Here is a 15,712-nt window from a genome sequence, read left to right on the forward strand (position 1 = left end):
CCGGCGCGCCTGGCGTCCTCCCGCCTTCCCGACAAGGTATTGGCTGACATCGGCGGCAAGCCCATGATCCAGAGGGTGCTTGAACGGTGTGCTCAAGCGGAGGGGCCAGCCGCTGTGGTGCTTTGCACGGATAGTGAGCGGTTGCAGCGTTTGGCGGCGGGTTGGGGGTATTCCGTGTTGATGACTGCGGAGACCTGCAGTTCCGGCAGTGACCGGATTGCCTCTGTGGCGGATCAGCTGGTGGCGTTGGCTTGGGGAGAGCAGACGGAGTCCTGGGATGCTGCACAGCGGCAGCAGCGGTTGGTGAGCACCGCCGTGATCAATGTGCAGGGAGATCAGCCCTTTCTGGATTCTGCTGTGGTGTCGCAGATGGTGGTGGAGTTTGGCAAGCGTGATCCGGTGCCGGCGGTGGTGACGCCCGTGTATCGCCTCTCCGCCGCCACCATCCACAACCCAGCGGTGGTGAAGACATTGCTGGCCCATGACGGCCGGGCCCTGTATTTCTCGCGCTCAGCGGTGCCCCATGTGCGAGATGTGGATCCTGCTGATTGGCATCAGCACGCCCCTTACTGGGGGCATGTGGGAATGTATGGCTTCCGTGGAGATGTGCTTGCGGGGTGGAATCAGTTGCCCTCCTCGCCGCTTGAAGATTTGGAACGGTTGGAGCAGCTGCGCTTGATTGAGGCTGGCCATACGATCACCACCTTCACAGTGGAAGGCACATCGTTGTCTGTAGATACGCCGGAGCAGCTGGATGAGGCACGTCGCCTTGCGGATTCATCCATTGACCCGTGATGTCAAGAACACTCATTCGTCGTCTGACGTATGTCTCAGCCTCAGCTGTTGTTTTGCTGATCGTCTGGATGTTGATCCAGGATCTTCAGGGCATCAATTCCAAGCCTTTTGGTTCCGATGCACTTCAAAATGTTCGTTCCAGTGTCAATCTTTTCAAGCATGGGGTTTACAGCAGTCAGCCCATCTCTGCAGATGTCACTCCAGGCTATCGACGAGAGCCATTCCCTAACTTCTTTCTGGGCCTTTGTCTGAGGATTAAAGATATTTTGTCTCCAGGTTTTTTGGATCAAGTTGGTCGTCCCTTCGCTGAATCTTTCATCGCTTTTGTTAAGCAAGTGAATTTAATTTGGGCGGCTGTCCTCTTTGTGGGCATGTGGTTTACAACAGCATTGGTCGTTTCTCCGTTGTTGGCTGCACACTGGCTAGCTTCTGTTGAGATTTTTTTAGTCAATAAATATTTTGTCGTCAACGAAGTCAATCGTGTAAAAACAGAATTGGTTGTTGCAACTATTCTTGTTTGGCTTGGTTTTTTCTTGTTGAAGGCGGTGCGTTCGAGATCTTGGCGCTGGTTCTTCGTTGCTGGTTCAGTCTTTGGACTCGTGGCCTTGACGAAAGCGTCAGCCGCATACGTGGGCTTGGTCGTGATCCCATTGGCAGCGTTTGCTTTGTCCGGAGTCCGCAAGCGTTTCTGGCCGTTGCTGCTTGCGATTTCGTTCGGATTCATTCTGACAGTAGCGCCATGGTTGGTTCGGAATCAAGTGCATTTCTCGAAGCCTGTGATTGCTGGAGGTGGTGACGATGTGTTGCTGATTCGATCAGTTTTTAATCAGATGAATGCTCGGCAGTTTGGTGACGCTTTTTATGCTTATGCTCCAGAAAAAGTGCGTCTTGATTTGCTGGAATCTTGGATTGGGCTTTCGGAGGCAGAGTTCTCCTGTGATGGAAGGCTTGCGGTTTTTACCCGGGATCTTGAGTGCGATCGTCAAGCCTTAAAGGAGCAGCGTTACGGGGATGTTCTTTCATTTTATCAGCGTGGAAAAAGGGCTATACCGCTTGAACTATCTCTTGATAAGTCGCAAAAGATGTCATTGGCATTGAGTCAATTTCGAGAGAAGCCTCTCAATGCATTATTGACAGTTTTCCCGATTGGCTGGAGGGGGTTTTGGGGGTTCCGTGGCGAAACATGGCCCGGCATTGTGTTGAATTTCACAGCTTATTTATCCCTTCTTCTGGCTCCAGTTCTGGCATTGGTTGAACGGCGACGTTCTTGGCTGATGGTTTCGATTGTGCCAGTTTCTTTGTTTGCTTTCTACAGCTTATTTAGTCATTTCTTGCCACGCTATTCATCCCCTTTCGTTCCTGTTGCATTGATTTGCCTTTCGATGTTGGTGGTGGATATTCTGGAAAGGCTTTCAAAGCGTCTGAGTCCAGGGTCAAAACCCATCGTGCGATTGTCTTGATGTTGTGATCAATGTGAATTCAATCAGATCGCTTGTCGATCATGTCGGCGAGGAGAGCAAATAAGAAGACATTTAGGCTTGCAAATCCCAGTAGTACTGTCTTGTCAGTAAGGTTGTTGAGAGCGGTTAAATCGTAAATCCCACTGATTGTAAAAAGAACTGCTAATACTGCAATCAATGGCGCGAGAAGGCGCATTGGTGCAAAGTACATTCCTGTTCGCAAGATTAATTGAGTGAAGCGCAATGTGTCTCTAATTGGTTTGATATGGCTCTTGCCAATTCGTTTGGTGTAGCTGATCGGTATGAACTCGACGGCGTAACGATTGCGCAGCAGGCAAATGGTAATGGTGGTGGTGAAGCTGAAACCGTCAGGCAGGAGCTTGAGGAAATGAAGTGATCGATCTCGTCTGAAAATTCTCAGGCCTGAATTCATATCAGGGACTTCTGTGCCGCAGAGGAATGACACCCATGGAACCAGGATCATTTTCGGAATTGAGCGGATCTTGGAGTAATCAACGTTCTCTCCAGTTCTCGCGCCAACCACCATGTCGAGATCATTGCTGGTGATCTTTCGAATCAGTTCCGGTATGCGCTCATTGGGATAGGTGCCGTCAGCATCAGTGATGCAAATGTAATCGCTTTGGCTTCGCCGGATTCCGGTTTTCAGGGCGGCTCCATATCCCTGATTCCGGTTGTGATGTATGACGAGTAATTCGCCAGCTTGGCTTTCGGCTGCTAAGGAATTCAGGACATGTTCGGATCCATCCGTGGATCCATCATTGACAGCAATGATCTCTACATTCTTGATGTCGGAGTTTCGAACGACTGTCCAAATGCACTCGATCGTCTCGCGAATCGCGTGTTTTTCGTTGTAACAAGGAATGATTATTGAGGTCTTCATAGTTTGAATTTTCTTAGTTGAGTTTAATTCATGACCTTTGCATCATTGGCTGCTTCACTTGGCATGCCTTTCACTTCATCACTCGTACTTGCCATACCTGGCTTCACTGTTTGATTGGCTCTTGGGCGGTTGTGTGGTGCCTTTGTCGCTTCCCTCAACCCAGTCCCCATCAGTCGTTGCGATCCCTCCAGCCCTGTTCCTTCAGTTGCTTCCAGGCCCCGCGAGCCTGAAGAATTCGCTCCGCCAGTTCGCGCACGGCACCCTGGCCTCCCTGGCCATGCAGCACTGCATCGGCTTGCTGGCGGAGTGGCCGGCAGGCGTCACTGGGGGCGAGGAGCAGTCCGACGCTGCGGCGCACGGCCAGATCATTGAGGTCATCGCCGAGGTATCCGGTGCGTTCGGGTGTCACCCCCAAGCGTTGTTGCAGATCTGCCAGCGCCACCGGTTTGTCCTTGATACCCACCAAGCAATCACGGATGCCGAGCTGTTTGGCTCTGGCTTCCGTCGCGCCACCTTGGCCACCACTCAGGAAAGCCAGGTTCACGCCAACGCCTTGAAGCAGGCGTAATCCGAGTCCATCGCGGACGTCAAAACGTTTCAGAAGTTGCCCCTGGGCATCGATCCAAAGGCCTCCATCGGTCAGCACTCCATCCACGTCCAGCACTAGCAATTCAAGGTCTTGGAGGGCTTGGCGTTGCCGTTGCCATTGCCATTCACGCAGGAGCTTCTTCATGCAAGCCCCGCTTGCACCAAGTCGTGCAGGCGCAGCAACCCTTGAAATTCGCCGTTGGCATTCACCACCGGCATCACAGAAATGGGTTTGCGCCGGTTGTGTTCCATGGTCTGAATGGCTTCAACGGCCAGCATCTCTGCCGTCACGGTGATCGGGTCTGTCGTCATCAAATCCTGTGCTGTGATCAAGGCCCATTGGTCGGCGCCGTGAGCACGCAGACCTCGTCGCAGATCTCCATCGGTGATCAACCCCAGGAGATGCTTTGGGGCGTTCGGGTCTTCGACCCAACCGCTGCCGATTGCACCTTGCGTGAGTTTGCCGATCACGTCAGACAGTTTTGTCTTGGCTTGCAGAGGGGGCAGGTTTGCGGCTGGCACCATCAGATCGGCCACCGTCATGGTGAGTTGCTTGCCCAGGGAGCCAGCAGGGTGGTTGAGAGCGAAATCGGCTGGTGAAATTCCACGTCGTTCCATCCAGACGGCGGCGAGGGCATCGCCGATCGCCATGGCGACGGCTGTGCTTGCGGTCGGCGCAAGATTGAGCGGACAGATTTCTCGATTCACAAAGGCTGCAAGCGTCACATCACTGCCTCGGGCTAAGGATGAGTCCGCTTGACCAACGAGCGCAATTCGTGCGGTGCCTCGACGTTTTAAATGGGGAAGAAGGTCCAGTAACTCGCTGGTTTCGCCACTGTTAGACAGTAAAAAGCAAACATCATCCGAGGCCACCACCCCGAGATCGCCATGGAGGGCGTCAAGGGGGTTGAGGTAGAGGGCCATCAAGCCGATCGAGGAAAACGTAGCTGCGATTTTGCGAGCCACAATTCCGCTTTTGCCGACTCCAGTAATGACCAGCTTGGCTTTGCGGTCAGCACAACGCTCTAACAATCCCAGCGCTCCCTCCACGTCCTCACTGCTGAGGTGCGCAGCAGCATCGGCGATCGCTGCCGACTCTTCCTGCAAGCAGCGTGTGAGTGCGGACAAGCCTTTCATACTCAGAAGTCCCCATTCTCCTGCATGCAGGGCTCTGTCAATTTCGGTTTGACTGGATCATGTTGGTTTTGATTTGGTTGTTGATGTAGGCGGCGGACTTGGATAGATCACATCGCTGAAGACGGTTTTGCAGCATGTGATGTCCGGATATCTCTTGACGATTCCTAGGTGGTTGGTCTCTTCTCCCAGTCCGTCAGTTAGCTCGCATACGATCAGTGAATGAGTTTTCTCGCCGGTCTCAATGACGCCCAGAAGCGGGCGGTCGATCACCATGAAGGCCCTCTTCTGGTCGTTGCTGGAGCTGGGAGCGGAAAGACTCGGGCCCTAACCCATCGGATTGCCCACTTAATTGGTGAGCATGGAGCCGATCCGGCCCAGATCTTGGCGGTGACCTTCACCAATAAGGCCGCCCGTGAGATGAAAGAGCGGTTGGAACTGCTTCTGGCGCAGCGCTTAGCTCAAAGTCAATACGGGCAACCCTGGAGCACCCTCCCTCCGGTGGAGCAGCGTCAGTTACGCACGCGGATTTATCGCGAGATCACGAAAGAACTATGGATCGGCACATTTCATGCCTTGTTTGCACGGATGTTGCGCTTCGATATAGATAAATTCAAGGATCCTGAAGGCCTCACTTGGACGAAGCAATTCTCTATTTATGACGAGGCGGATGCTCAGAGTTTGGTGAAGGAGATTGTAACCCAAGAGTTGCAACTTGATCCAAAACGTTTTGAGCCCAAAAAAGTGCGCTGGGCGATTAGCAACGCTAAAAACCAAGGCTGGTCTCCTGACGATTTGGAGGCCAATGCCGAGGGGCAACGAGGCAAGCTCAGTGCAGATGTGTACAGGCGTTATCGCAAGGCCTTGGCGGCTAACAATGCCCTGGACTTTGATGATCTACTGCTCCTGCCTGTGCAGTTACTGCAGCAGAATGAACAAGTGCGTGGGTATTGGTTTCGCCGCTTTCGGCACGTGCTTGTTGATGAATATCAAGACACTAATCGCACCCAGTATGAGTTGATCAAATTGTTGGTAACGGACGGGAAAGAGCCGCAACAAGTGGACGATTGGTCAGGCCGATCGGTATTTGTTGTGGGTGATGCTGATCAAAGTATTTACAGCTTTCGTGCTGCAGATTTTACGATTTTGATGGGGTTTCAGGACGACTTTGGTGACAAAGCCCCTGACGATGTGACGCGCACAATGGTGAAGTTAGAGGAGAATTATCGCTCTACCGCCACGATTTTAGAGGCTGCAAATGCCTTGATCTCCAACAACAGCGAGCGGATCGATAAGGTTCTTCGCCCGACGCGTGGTGAGGGTGAGTTGATCTCACTCACGCGCTGCGATGACGAAATTGCCGAAGCGGAAGCTGTGGTGCATCGGATGCGGATGATGGAAGCGGCAAATCCAGATCTCAGCTGGAAAGATATGGCCGTGCTGTATCGCACCAACGCCCAGTCTCGAGCGATCGAAGAATCCCTGGTGCGCTGGCGGATTCCCTATGTGGTGGTCGGGGGGTTGCGTTTCTACGACCGACGTGAAATTAAAGACTTGTTGGGCTATCTGCGTCTTTTGATTAACCCAGCTGACACCGTCAGCTTGCTGCGAGTGATCAATGTGCCCAAACGTGGGATCGGCAAAACCACCATTCAGCGCCTAACTGATGCCGCTAATCAGCTAGGGATTCCGCTGTGGGATGTGGTGAGCGATCCAGAGGCAGTGCGTTCCTTGGGCGGACGTTCCGCCAGGGGGCTGCTCCAGTTTTGTGAGTTGATCAACAGCATGAAGGAGCGCATTCATGCGGCAACCCCATCAGAACTGATTCAAGAGGTGATGGAGAAGAGTGGCTATGTCAGCGAGTTGATTGCTGATGGTTCCGATGAGGCCGAAGAACGTCGTCGCAACCTGCAGGAGCTGGTGAATGCGGGTCTCCAATACCAGGAAGAAAATGAAGAGGGTGATTTAGAGGGATTTCTTGCTTCCGCTGCGCTCGCGAGTGATGCGGATAGCAAGGACACGGCGGCCGACAGAGTCACCTTGATGACCTTGCACAGCAGTAAGGGACTTGAATTTCCAGTGGTGTGCCTGGTGGGATTGGAGCAGGGGTTGTTCCCGAGCTATCGCTCCCTGGATGACCCGGCCTCGCTGGAGGAGGAGCGCCGTCTTTGCTACGTCGGCATCACCCGGGCCAAAGAGCGTTTATTCATCTCCCATGCGAGTGAGCGGCGCTTGTGGGGCGGAATGCGTGAGCCAGCCATGCCCAGTGTGTTTCTTTCCGAATTGCCGGAAGGTCTGGTGCAGGGTGATGTCCCTCAAAGCGGAGGCGCAGCCCTGCGGCGTGAGCAGCGCCTGGAGCGACTCACCCGCGTAGACCGCGATGATTCCCGACGGGTGGCCTCAGGCGGAGCGTCCGGAGCGCCAGCCAATGCAGTGCGTCGCCGCCAGGCTGGACCGGCCCCTGGAAAAAGCTGGAGTGTTGGCGATCAGGTGGTCCATGCCAGTTTTGGTGTTGGCGAGATCACCCACACCTTTGGTAGCGGGGAAAAGGTGTCGATTGCCGTGAAGTTTGCGGGTATGGGCCCCAAAATTCTCGACCCCCGCTTGGCACCGATCGCGCCTGCTGGAGGCTGAGCGGGTGGAGCGTCCAGGTCTTCCATCCCAGCTTTTACCGGCACTTCAGGCCCTTGCATCAGAAGTTGGAGTGTCCCGGTTAGCTCTCGTGGGCGGTGCTGTGCGTGATGCTTTGTTGCACGATCAGCACTGTGATCCCTGGCGAGAATTGCCGGATCTGGATTTGGTGATGGAGGGGCCGGCCTCTGAGTTGGCGGCGGCTCTTCAGCGGCACTACGGAGATCAGCGGGTGAAGGAGGTGCGTGTTCATGCTGCCTATGGCACAGCTGAGCTGTCCTTCGATGGCGTGTTGCTCGATCTAGCGGGCGCGAGGAAAGAGCATTACCCGGCACCGGGCGAAAACCCTGTGGTTACGAGTGGCTCCTTGGAGCGAGATCTGGAGCGTCGGGATTTCACGGTGAATGCGATGGCCTTGGAGTTGTCGCTTTCTGGTGATCGTGAGCCCTGGCTCTTGGACCCGCACGGTGGCCAGTCCCATCTTGCTCGCCGTGAACTTGTCTTTTTGCATGCGTCCAGCGTGGCTGATGACCCCACGCGTGTCATTCGTGCTGCTCGCTATGGGGCTCGCCTGGGGTTTGTTTTGGCCCCATGTGCGCTTGATCAACTCCGCACAACCTTGAAACGTTGGCCTTGGGCTTGGCGGCATGGCCAATCCACTGAACATATTCCTCCTGCATTAGGCACACGCTTGCGCATGGAATTGGAGTTGCTGTTTGAGAATGAACCGTGGCTAAAAGCTTTGGGTTTATTGCAGGAATGGGGAGCATTAGTCCTACTCGATCCGCTTTTAGCGTCTAACGCGGAACTGATCCGTCGTTTGCGTTGGGCTGCCAGGTTGAGGATTCCACTCTTGTTGGCTTTGGTGGCTGCATCGGCGGACCCTGTTTCGCTTGCGGTGCGTCTACAGATTCCGCTGGGTCAGCAACGCTGTTTGGAGGAATCGATCTCCTTGAAACACTGGGTGCACTCAGAAGTGTTGCCACAAGCCTGGGTTGGCTGGAGCGCAGCTCAGTGGACTGAAGCTTTGGAGACTCGGGCTTGGTCAGCTGAGGCTGTTGTCTTAACTGTGGCAATGGGCGTGCCAAGTTGGCGCCCGATGTTGCGTTGGTGGGGGCGCTGGCGAAAGGTCGCATCACCTCTCAGTGCAAAAGATTTGATCGCAAGCGGGATCTTGCCTGGGCCAGAGCTTGGCTTGGTTCTGCGTCAAGAAAGGCTAAAGATGTTGGAGACCATGAAATGACATTGATTCTCTGTTTTGATAGTCGCTTTTCTGTTATTTGCTGTTTTGATTTAATGCTCAGGGGACATACTCTGCCCTCGGAAGAGTTCTGAGTGTTTCTAGTTAGTTCTTGATTTGGTTCTTTTCAATGCATGAGGTGGGGTTTTCTGTGATTGCTTGGTTTGATCAGCCTTGCTCCTTCTTTATGGCAAGCTGAAGTATAGGTTTTGCTGGAGTGGTCTTTGCCTGTTATGAATCGAATCAGTCTGAGCTCTCCATGGCTGGATGTGTTGCTGCCTCTTTCGATCCTTGGTCTTGCCTTTGAGCGTAATGCTGATCCACTTTGGATGATATTAATATTAACGCTTTGGTGTGTTCTGAAGTTTGTTAATAAATTGTCTGAGCAGCCAATTTATGGAGTGTTGATTGGGGTTCTCATGGTTAGTCTCGGGGCTATCGTGCACCCCTTAAGCACTTCCTCTTCTTCAGATTTGATCCTAGTGCTGATGGCGTTTGCTGCCGGACTTCAGCAAACAAACAAGTATTGGCAGGTCGCACTATTTATGCTATTGGCAGGAGTCATTGTTGCGATTCCTTTTGTGGAATTTGGCAAGACGTTTAACGGGAATCTTGGCTTCATTCCTTTCTCTTCTGTCCAGGAAGTGTTGCCTCAGTATGCTGTTCGTATTCAGAAAATTACCATTAATCGTTCTGGTTATCTCTTTGGATTAATGGCGTTGGCTGGGTGCGGATTGTGGAGGTTTTCGCGTCATGGGACCATGTCCTGGTTAGCTGGAATTGGTGGGGCTATCAGTTTCGTTTTGGCCTTTGCTACGGGATCGCGTGCAGCGTTCGTTCTTCCAGTTGTTGCAGTCATCTTTGCTGAATGTTGTTGGCGCTGGAGGGTGAGAGCGACAAGGAGTTCAGGGCAATTGGCTTGTGCAGTGCTTGCAATTGCTATGACCTTAAATTTGTTACTTTACCTGCCGATGAGTCCTCTGGCTTATCGAAATACTAGCGATGCTGCCCGCGCTGATGTGGCTCAATGTTTTGTAAAACAGAGTTTGGGCCGATGGCCAGAAGTAGTTGTAGGCGCGGGGTTTGATAGGCGTTCTGACAATTGCTTTGAGATTACAGAAAAAAATCCAAAATCTCTGTATAAAAAGGGAATCCCGCATGCACATAATGCGTTTCTGCAAGTATTGGGAGATCAAGGGCTCATCACTCTTCTGCTGATGATTGTTTCGTTTTGGCTAGTGCTTCGGCGATTATTTGATGCTCTTCAGTGGGATGATTGGGGTATTGCTTGGACCGGCTTGGCCTGTGTGTTTTTTATTTTGTTTTCCGGAATTGTGGAGTCTATATTGATAAAAACATCGCTTCAACAGGTGGTGACTGGATATCTTCTTTCTACGGCTTGGATGAGTCCTTCTGGTGATGAGAAGCAGAGGTCGATTAAGTGCGAGTCATGAGATTTGCCTGCCGTTATTAATCATTGCAATGATATGTTTGTCTCTTTTGCTGCGGTTCGCCTGCCAAGGCTTCGTGATGGATTAGCGATAGGCAATCAATGCCTTGTTGGTGAAATGATTGCTTTTACTGCTCAGCTCTATGAGTGCCTGATTTAAGTCATTATGGTTCCAATTGCCCACCAATTCTCTGATCCGTTTTTTGACAAAATGGCGTTGGCTAACTCTGGGGTAACGGCGATCAGTAAGGGGCCGCAGGTTTGTGGGTCTACGAGTAGTTCCAGGGCTGCCTTGTGCCTGGGGCTCCCCTTGGTGATTGCACCGAGATGCAGGGTTATGGGCTTAAGACGGTTTGCCTCTTGATGGGGGTGAACTAAAGACCAGGCGCGGCGGTTGGCTGGCGCCATGCTGCTGGTATGGCCCTTTTCGAGCCGCTCAATGGCCCCAGCCAGAACAGGCAGTGCTTCTAATTCCAGCTGAATTTTTAATGGTGGATTGTTGGTGGAAGGTGTCTCGAGCATTTCGCCTAAATGGCCTAACAGCCCAAAGCCTGTGATGTCGGTAGCGGCATGGAGTTGGCCAGGGTGCTCTTTCTCAAGACTCCTCAGTAGTTCCACGCGCCGATGTTGACTTTGATTCATTTGTGCCAGTGCCCGGTCGAGGTCACCTGGCCGCACGGCCCCTTTCATCGCCGCAGCGAAGAGCACGCCGATACCTAGTGAACCGCTGAGCAACAACTGGTCGCCGGCTTGCATTCCGCGCTTGCTCCAAATCGGACCTTGCGCTGAGCCCTGCACGTTCAAGGCCACCTGCACCCCCAGGCTCAAGGTTCCCTCGGTATGGCTGCGTGTTTCCAGGGTATGGCCGCCGATCAGCTCCGCGCCTTGGTCCTCAAGCGCCGATCTCAGGCCGGCAAGAGTTTGGCTGAGCAACAGTCGTTGCAACGATGGAGCCGCCAGCGGCAGAGTGACCACGGCCTGGGCTGAGCGCACTCTTGCGCCACACGCCCAGAGGTCGGAACAGGCATGCAATGCCGTGATCCGTGCATTAAGCCATGGATCGCTGATCAGGGCTGGAAAGCCATCCACGCTTTGCAAAACGGGATCGCCAGCTGTGCTTTGGGTCTCTGGTATTGAGGCGGCATCCTCTGGTACTTGGCCAAGCTTGGCAAATCCGGCGTCCTCGAGAGCTGCTTCTAGATCGTCTGCGGGTAATTTTGCGGCACAGCCTCGGCAAAGCATGGTGCCTTGGGCATCGTGGTTTCCTTCAGCCATCTTTGCCCCTCGCAATCGGGACATAAACCGGCGGTCAATCTGCTCTTTCCATGTCCACAACAAGGCGTGGGGGCCTAGGCAGATCGGGCCCCAGAGGACCCACGCCGTGGGCTTCCCGTTGCGGCTAAAACCGCCAACCAACTGCATGGCCTGCCTTTGGGAGCGCCAGGGACGTAATGGCCTGTTGGTGCAGCTGGCCTTGAGGTTGCGTGACAAGGGATCAGCGGCTCGTACGGCCCAGACGCCGGAAGCGGGCCGTGGATCGGCGTCGATCACAGCGCAGTCTCCTGCCGCGAAATGGCCTGAATGGCCAAGCACTTCCAGAGTGGCTTCTGTTCGCACTCTGCCTCGCTCATCGACTGGTAACCCGCTGTCTTTCAGCCAGGTGGGTGCACAGCTACCAGTGCAGTTCAGATCGAGGCTTTCCTGCCCTTGGGAGGAGGGTTTGGTCCTCCCCTTAGGGGTAGAGGCTGGTTGCACCGATACCCCTGCAAGCGCTAACCCTTTTTGAAATGGTCGGTGAATGAAGTCCGTTCGTGCTTGGAGGCTCACCGTTCGGCTAGGCCAGCGATGGCGTAAGGCAAGGCTTAGTTCGATGGCTGCTAGGCCTGAACCCACAACCCGTACGGGAACGGTCAGTGGACTCGCGTCGGCCTCATCGATCGCCGTGAGGGCCTGTTCCAGCGGTTTAATCGCGAGTGTGTCTCGTTGGATTGGGCCAAGGTTGTTGGTGATGCAGCCCACGTTGAGGCTGAGCTGGTCGTACCGAATTGGCGGGCGGTCAGCCAACCAGAGTTGGTGTTTGAGCGGATCAAGCCCCTTGATCTCCGCGACGATGAGGGCAACTTCGGCCTGATCCGTCAGCTGTCGCAGATCGATCTCCAGTTCTTCGCGCTGGTAATGGCCTGCCACGAGTCCTGGAACCATTCCCGAATAAAGGGCGGTGCTATGGCGACTGATCAGGGTGATGAAACTGTTTGGCTTGCTGCCAGGGTTCATGACCCATTTCCTCAGCAGCAGTGCATGGCTGTGCCCTCCTCCGGCCAGCACCAGATGGCCTGTCATGTTTGGCTGATGTAGCCCTGGGGATTGGCCTGTTGCCAAGACCAGCTATCGCGGCAGATGTCGGTCAGCGAGCGCTGCGTGCGCCAATGGAGGTGTTCGGCCGCCAGGGTTGGATTGGCCACGGTGATGGCGGCATCGCCGGGACGCCGGGGCGCGATTTGATAGGGAATTTCACGCTGGCTCGCTGCTTCCATGGCCTTCACCACATCGAGCACGCTCGCCCCCTGCCCGCTCCCCAGATTGAGGGTGAGCAATTGGGGATCAGCATTGAGCAGCGAATGGAGTGCTTCTAGGTGACCTTCGGCTAGATCCATCACATGGATGTAGTCGCGGATTCCGGTTCCATCCGGCGTGGGCCAGTCGTCACCAAACACGCTGAGTTCAGGCCGGCGGCCTACCGCCACCTGGGTAATAAAGGGGAACAGATTGTTGGGGATGCCGTTGGGGTCTTCCCCAATCCGTCCACTGGGGTGGGCGCCTACGGGATTGAAGTAGCGCAATCTTGCAATGCGCCAGCCACCCTCGCTGGCTTGGATTGGTTCGGGTTTGCCGCTGCAACCTGCAATGTCGGCAAATAGGGCTTCCGCGGCTTGTTTGCTCGCGCCATAGGGATTGATCGGTTGGATCTGAGCCGTTTCCGGAATCGGCACTTGATCCGGGTAGCCGTAAAGGGTGGCGCTACTGCTGAACACCAGGGTGCGGCAGCTGTGGCAGTCCATAGCACTCAGCAGTCGCTGAGAGCCAACGACGTTCACATCCCAGTACCGCAAAGGCTGTTGAACCGATTCACCTACAGCCTTCAGTCCTGCGAAATGAATCACCGCTTCAATCGGCTGGCCGAACGTTGTCGCGCTTGTGAACAGGGCATCCAGGCATTGGGCGTCCCTGATATCTCCCTCTACCAGGGTGAACGTTTCCGGTGCTGCTCGCAGGGTTGGTTGATCTCGCTGCAAGCGAACGCCTGCGAGTTCAGCGACCCGTTCCAGTGCGACCGCTGAGCTGTTGCTGAAATCGTCCAGCACCAACAGTTGATGGCCAGCCTCCAGCAGCACAAGGCAGGTATGGCTGCCGATGAAGCCGGCTCCGCCCGTTATCAGAAGTTGGGCCATCGAATCGTCGTTATCCCAAAGCATTCTGGGGGGAGGGGGCCTAATTACACGATTCGTCGGCAGACTGCGCTGGTGATGGTGATGGTGTGCTGTGAGTCAGCTGCAGACATTGCGCGGCATGGTGGATTTGCTGCCGGAGCAGACCAGACGTTGGCAGGCTGTGGAGTCGGTGGCGCGTGAACACTTTCGTTGCGCGGGTTTAGACGAGATTCGAACGCCGTTGCTCGAATTCACGGACCTGTTTGCCCGGGGCATTGGTGAGGCCACGGATGTGGTGGGCAAGGAGATGTACACCTTTTTTGATCGGGGCGACCGCTCTTGCACCCTGCGTCCAGAAGGCACCGCCTCTGTGGTGAGAGCAGCGCTCCAGCATGGCCTGCTGAGCCAAGGGCCTCAGCGGCTGTGGTACGGCGGCCCGATGTTCCGTTATGAACGGCCTCAGGCTGGCCGTCAGCGTCAGTTTCACCAGATCGGTGTCGAATGTCTCGGGGCCAGCAGCCCTAGAAGCGATGCTGAGGTGATCGCCCTGGCCTGGGATCTGTTGTCTGACTTGGGGATTCAGGGCCTCAAGCTTGAAATCAACAGCCTGGGCACTCCTGAGGATCGCCAGCGCTTTCGCTCTGAGCTGGTGGAGTGGCTTGAGGAGCGTGTTGAGCAGTTGGATGCAGAGTCCCAAGCGCGTCTCAGCACGAACCCCCTGCGCATTCTCGACAGCAAAGACAAGGGCACCCAGCTGCTGTTGAACGATGCGCCAACGCTGTTAAAAGCCCTTGATAAGGAGAGTGTGGATCGGTTTGAGCAGGTGTGTGCCCTGCTTACCGCGCTGCAGATTCCCTATCAACTCAATCCCCGCTTGGTGCGTGGTCTCGATTACTACGGCCATACCGCGTTTGAAATCACGAGTGATCAACTCGGTGCCCAGGCCACAGTGTGTGGCGGTGGTCGTTACGACGGGCTGATCCAGCAATTGGGTGGCCCAGCCACGCCCGCGATCGGCTGGGCACTGGGGATGGAGCGTCTGTTGCTGGTGATCGCAGCTGCTGCGCAAGCCGATCCCGATGGAGCTGCGGCCAGGCTCACAGCCACGCCATCACCGCTGGTGTATGTGATCAATCGCGGCGAGCAGGCTGAACAACAAGCATTGACTTTGGCCCGGACATTACGGGGCGCAGGCCTTGCCGTTGAGCTGGATGGCTCGAGCGCGGCGTTCGGTAAGCAGTTCAAGCGTGCCGATCGTTCCGGTGCGCCATGGGCTGTGGTGCTTGGCGATGAAGAGGCTTCGGCAGGGACCTTGCGGTTGAAGCCCTTGCGTGGAGAGGGCGAGGAACAGCAACTCACCTGGGAGGACGCCGTGTCTTTCCTAGCCAAACAGCGATAACCTGCCGAGATCAATGCCGGCGCCAGCGTTTTTCTGATGAGCAGCAATCCCACGATTCGATCGATTTGCTGTATTGGCGCTGGCTATGTGGGTGGTCCCACCATGGCCGTAATCGCCGATCGCTGCCCGGAGGTGAAGGTCACGGTTGTGGATATCAATCAGGATCGGATTGCTGCCTGGAACAACAGCGATCTCTCCAAGTTGCCTGTGTATGAACCAGGCCTGGATGCGGTGGTAGAGCGGGCGCGCGGGCGCAATTTGTTTTTTTCCACGGCGGTTGAGGACACGATTGCTGCTGCAGACATGGTGTTCATCTCAGTGAACACACCCACCAAGACCAGGGGCCTGGGAGCCGGCCAGGCCAGTGATCTTCGCTGGGTGGAAGCCTGTGCGCGCACGGTGGCAAAGGCCGCTAAGGGCCACACGATCGTGGTGGAAAAAAGTACCCTTCCGGTTCGAACGGCGGAGGCCGTCAAGGCGATTTTGGGGTCCGTTGATCCTTCATTGGAGCTGAAAACTTTTTCGGTGCTCTCCAATCCAGAGTTTTTGGCTGAGGGGACGGCGATTCGCGATCTTGCCAATCCTGATCGCGTCTTGATCGGTGGTGACAATGCTGATTCGATTGATGCCCTGGCGAAGATCTACAGCCAGTGGGTACCTGAGGAGAGGATTCTGCGCACCAATCT

At 54.9% G+C, this 15,712-nt stretch carries 12 protein-coding genes; 7 read left to right on the forward strand and 5 right to left on the reverse strand.

The features are described from left to right. Together kdsB and NCN04_RS01525 are read left to right on the forward strand one after the other, a co-directional pair. A partial coding sequence (gene kdsB, locus NCN04_RS01520) for a 3-deoxy-manno-octulosonate cytidylyltransferase (protein ID WP_250394947.1) occupies positions 1–795 on the forward strand: 795 nt, incomplete at its 5' end. Further along, on the forward strand, positions 795–2,255 hold the full coding sequence (locus NCN04_RS01525) for an ArnT family glycosyltransferase (protein ID WP_250394948.1): 1,461 nt from the start codon (positions 795–797) through the stop codon (positions 2,253–2,255). The genes kdsB and NCN04_RS01525, both read left to right, overlap by 1 nt. Positions 2,256–2,274: 19 nt before the next feature. Here NCN04_RS01525 and NCN04_RS01530 read toward each other — a convergent pair whose 3' ends face one another. The 3 genes from NCN04_RS01530 to NCN04_RS01540 form a co-directional block, all read right to left on the reverse strand. Next, positions 2,275–3,156: a glycosyltransferase family 2 protein gene (locus tag NCN04_RS01530; protein ID WP_250394949.1), complete on the reverse strand. Its 882-nt coding sequence runs from the start codon at positions 3,154–3,156 to the stop codon at positions 2,275–2,277. A 169-nt stretch (positions 3,157–3,325) separates the two neighbouring features. Then, positions 3,326–3,889, reverse strand: a complete 564-nt coding sequence (locus tag NCN04_RS01535; RefSeq protein ID WP_250394950.1) for a KdsC family phosphatase — start codon at positions 3,887–3,889, stop codon at positions 3,326–3,328. Then, positions 3,886–4,881, reverse strand: coding sequence for a KpsF/GutQ family sugar-phosphate isomerase (locus NCN04_RS01540; RefSeq protein WP_250394951.1), 996 nt, complete (start codon positions 4,879–4,881; stop codon positions 3,886–3,888). The genes NCN04_RS01535 and NCN04_RS01540 overlap by 4 nt, the downstream gene beginning before the upstream one ends. A gap of 219 nt (positions 4,882–5,100) precedes the next feature. Between NCN04_RS01540 and NCN04_RS01545 the strand changes: the two genes are divergently transcribed. The 3 genes from NCN04_RS01545 to NCN04_RS01555 all read left to right on the forward strand — a co-directional run bounded on the left by NCN04_RS01545 (position 5,101) and on the right by NCN04_RS01555 (position 10,203). Next, a complete protein-coding gene (locus tag NCN04_RS01545; protein ID WP_250394952.1) occupies positions 5,101–7,512 on the forward strand; it encodes a UvrD-helicase domain-containing protein in 2,412 nt (803 codons plus the stop codon). Between the two features lie 4 nt (positions 7,513–7,516). After that, complete coding sequence (locus tag NCN04_RS01550) at positions 7,517–8,752, forward strand: tRNA nucleotidyltransferase/poly(A) polymerase family protein (protein ID WP_250394953.1); 1,236 nt, start codon at positions 7,517–7,519, stop codon at positions 8,750–8,752. A gap of 266 nt (positions 8,753–9,018) precedes the next feature. Continuing rightward, on the forward strand, positions 9,019–10,203 hold the full coding sequence (locus NCN04_RS01555; protein WP_250394957.1) for an O-antigen ligase family protein: 1,185 nt from the start codon (positions 9,019–9,021) through the stop codon (positions 10,201–10,203). A gap of 152 nt (positions 10,204–10,355) precedes the next feature. Here the strand turns inward: NCN04_RS01555 and selD are convergent, their stop codons facing one another. Next, positions 10,356–12,539 carry a selenide, water dikinase SelD gene (gene selD, locus NCN04_RS01560; RefSeq protein ID WP_250394954.1) on the reverse strand — a complete coding sequence of 728 codons (2,184 nt, stop codon included), beginning with the start codon at positions 12,537–12,539 and terminating at the stop codon, positions 10,356–10,358. Further along, entirely contained in the window at positions 12,536–13,648 is a 1,113-nt protein-coding gene (gene galE, locus NCN04_RS01565; protein WP_250394955.1) for a UDP-glucose 4-epimerase GalE, read from the reverse strand. The genes selD and galE overlap by 4 nt, the downstream gene beginning before the upstream one ends. Before the next feature lie 91 nt (positions 13,649–13,739). On the opposite strand from galE, the gene hisS reads away from it, so the two are divergent. Further along, positions 13,740–15,026 carry a histidine--tRNA ligase gene (hisS, locus tag NCN04_RS01570; protein ID WP_250394956.1) on the forward strand — a complete coding sequence of 429 codons (1,287 nt, stop codon included), beginning with the start codon at positions 13,740–13,742 and terminating at the stop codon, positions 15,024–15,026. Positions 15,027–15,062: 36 nt separating this feature from the next. After that, the coding region (locus NCN04_RS01575; RefSeq protein ID WP_502988736.1) for a UDP-glucose 6-dehydrogenase at positions 15,063–15,712 on the forward strand (650 nt) is incomplete at its 3' end.

Source organism: Synechococcus sp. MU1655 (assembly GCF_023630655.1).
GTDB lineage: Bacteria > Cyanobacteriota > Cyanobacteriia > PCC-6307 > Cyanobiaceae > Synechococcus_C.

Bases quoted from the DNA above. Each gene is read 5' to 3' on its own strand.
- NCN04_RS01530 (WP_250394949.1), bottom strand. From the start codon at position 3,156: ATGAAGACCTCAATAATCATTCCTTGTTACAACGAAAAACACGCGATT.
- NCN04_RS01535 (WP_250394950.1), bottom strand. From the start codon at position 3,889: ATGAAGAAGCTCCTGCGTGAATGGCAATGGCAACGGCAACGCCAAGCC.
- selD (WP_250394954.1), bottom strand. From the start codon at position 12,539: ATGACAGGCCATCTGGTGCTGGCCGGAGGAGGGCACAGCCATGCACTG.
- NCN04_RS01545 (WP_250394952.1), top strand. From the start codon at position 5,101: ATGAGTTTTCTCGCCGGTCTCAATGACGCCCAGAAGCGGGCGGTCGAT.
- NCN04_RS01525 (WP_250394948.1), top strand. From the start codon at position 795: ATGTCAAGAACACTCATTCGTCGTCTGACGTATGTCTCAGCCTCAGCT.
- NCN04_RS01540 (WP_250394951.1), bottom strand. From the start codon at position 4,881: ATGAAAGGCTTGTCCGCACTCACACGCTGCTTGCAGGAAGAGTCGGCA.
- galE (WP_250394955.1), bottom strand. From the start codon at position 13,648: ATGGCCCAACTTCTGATAACGGGCGGAGCCGGCTTCATCGGCAGCCAT.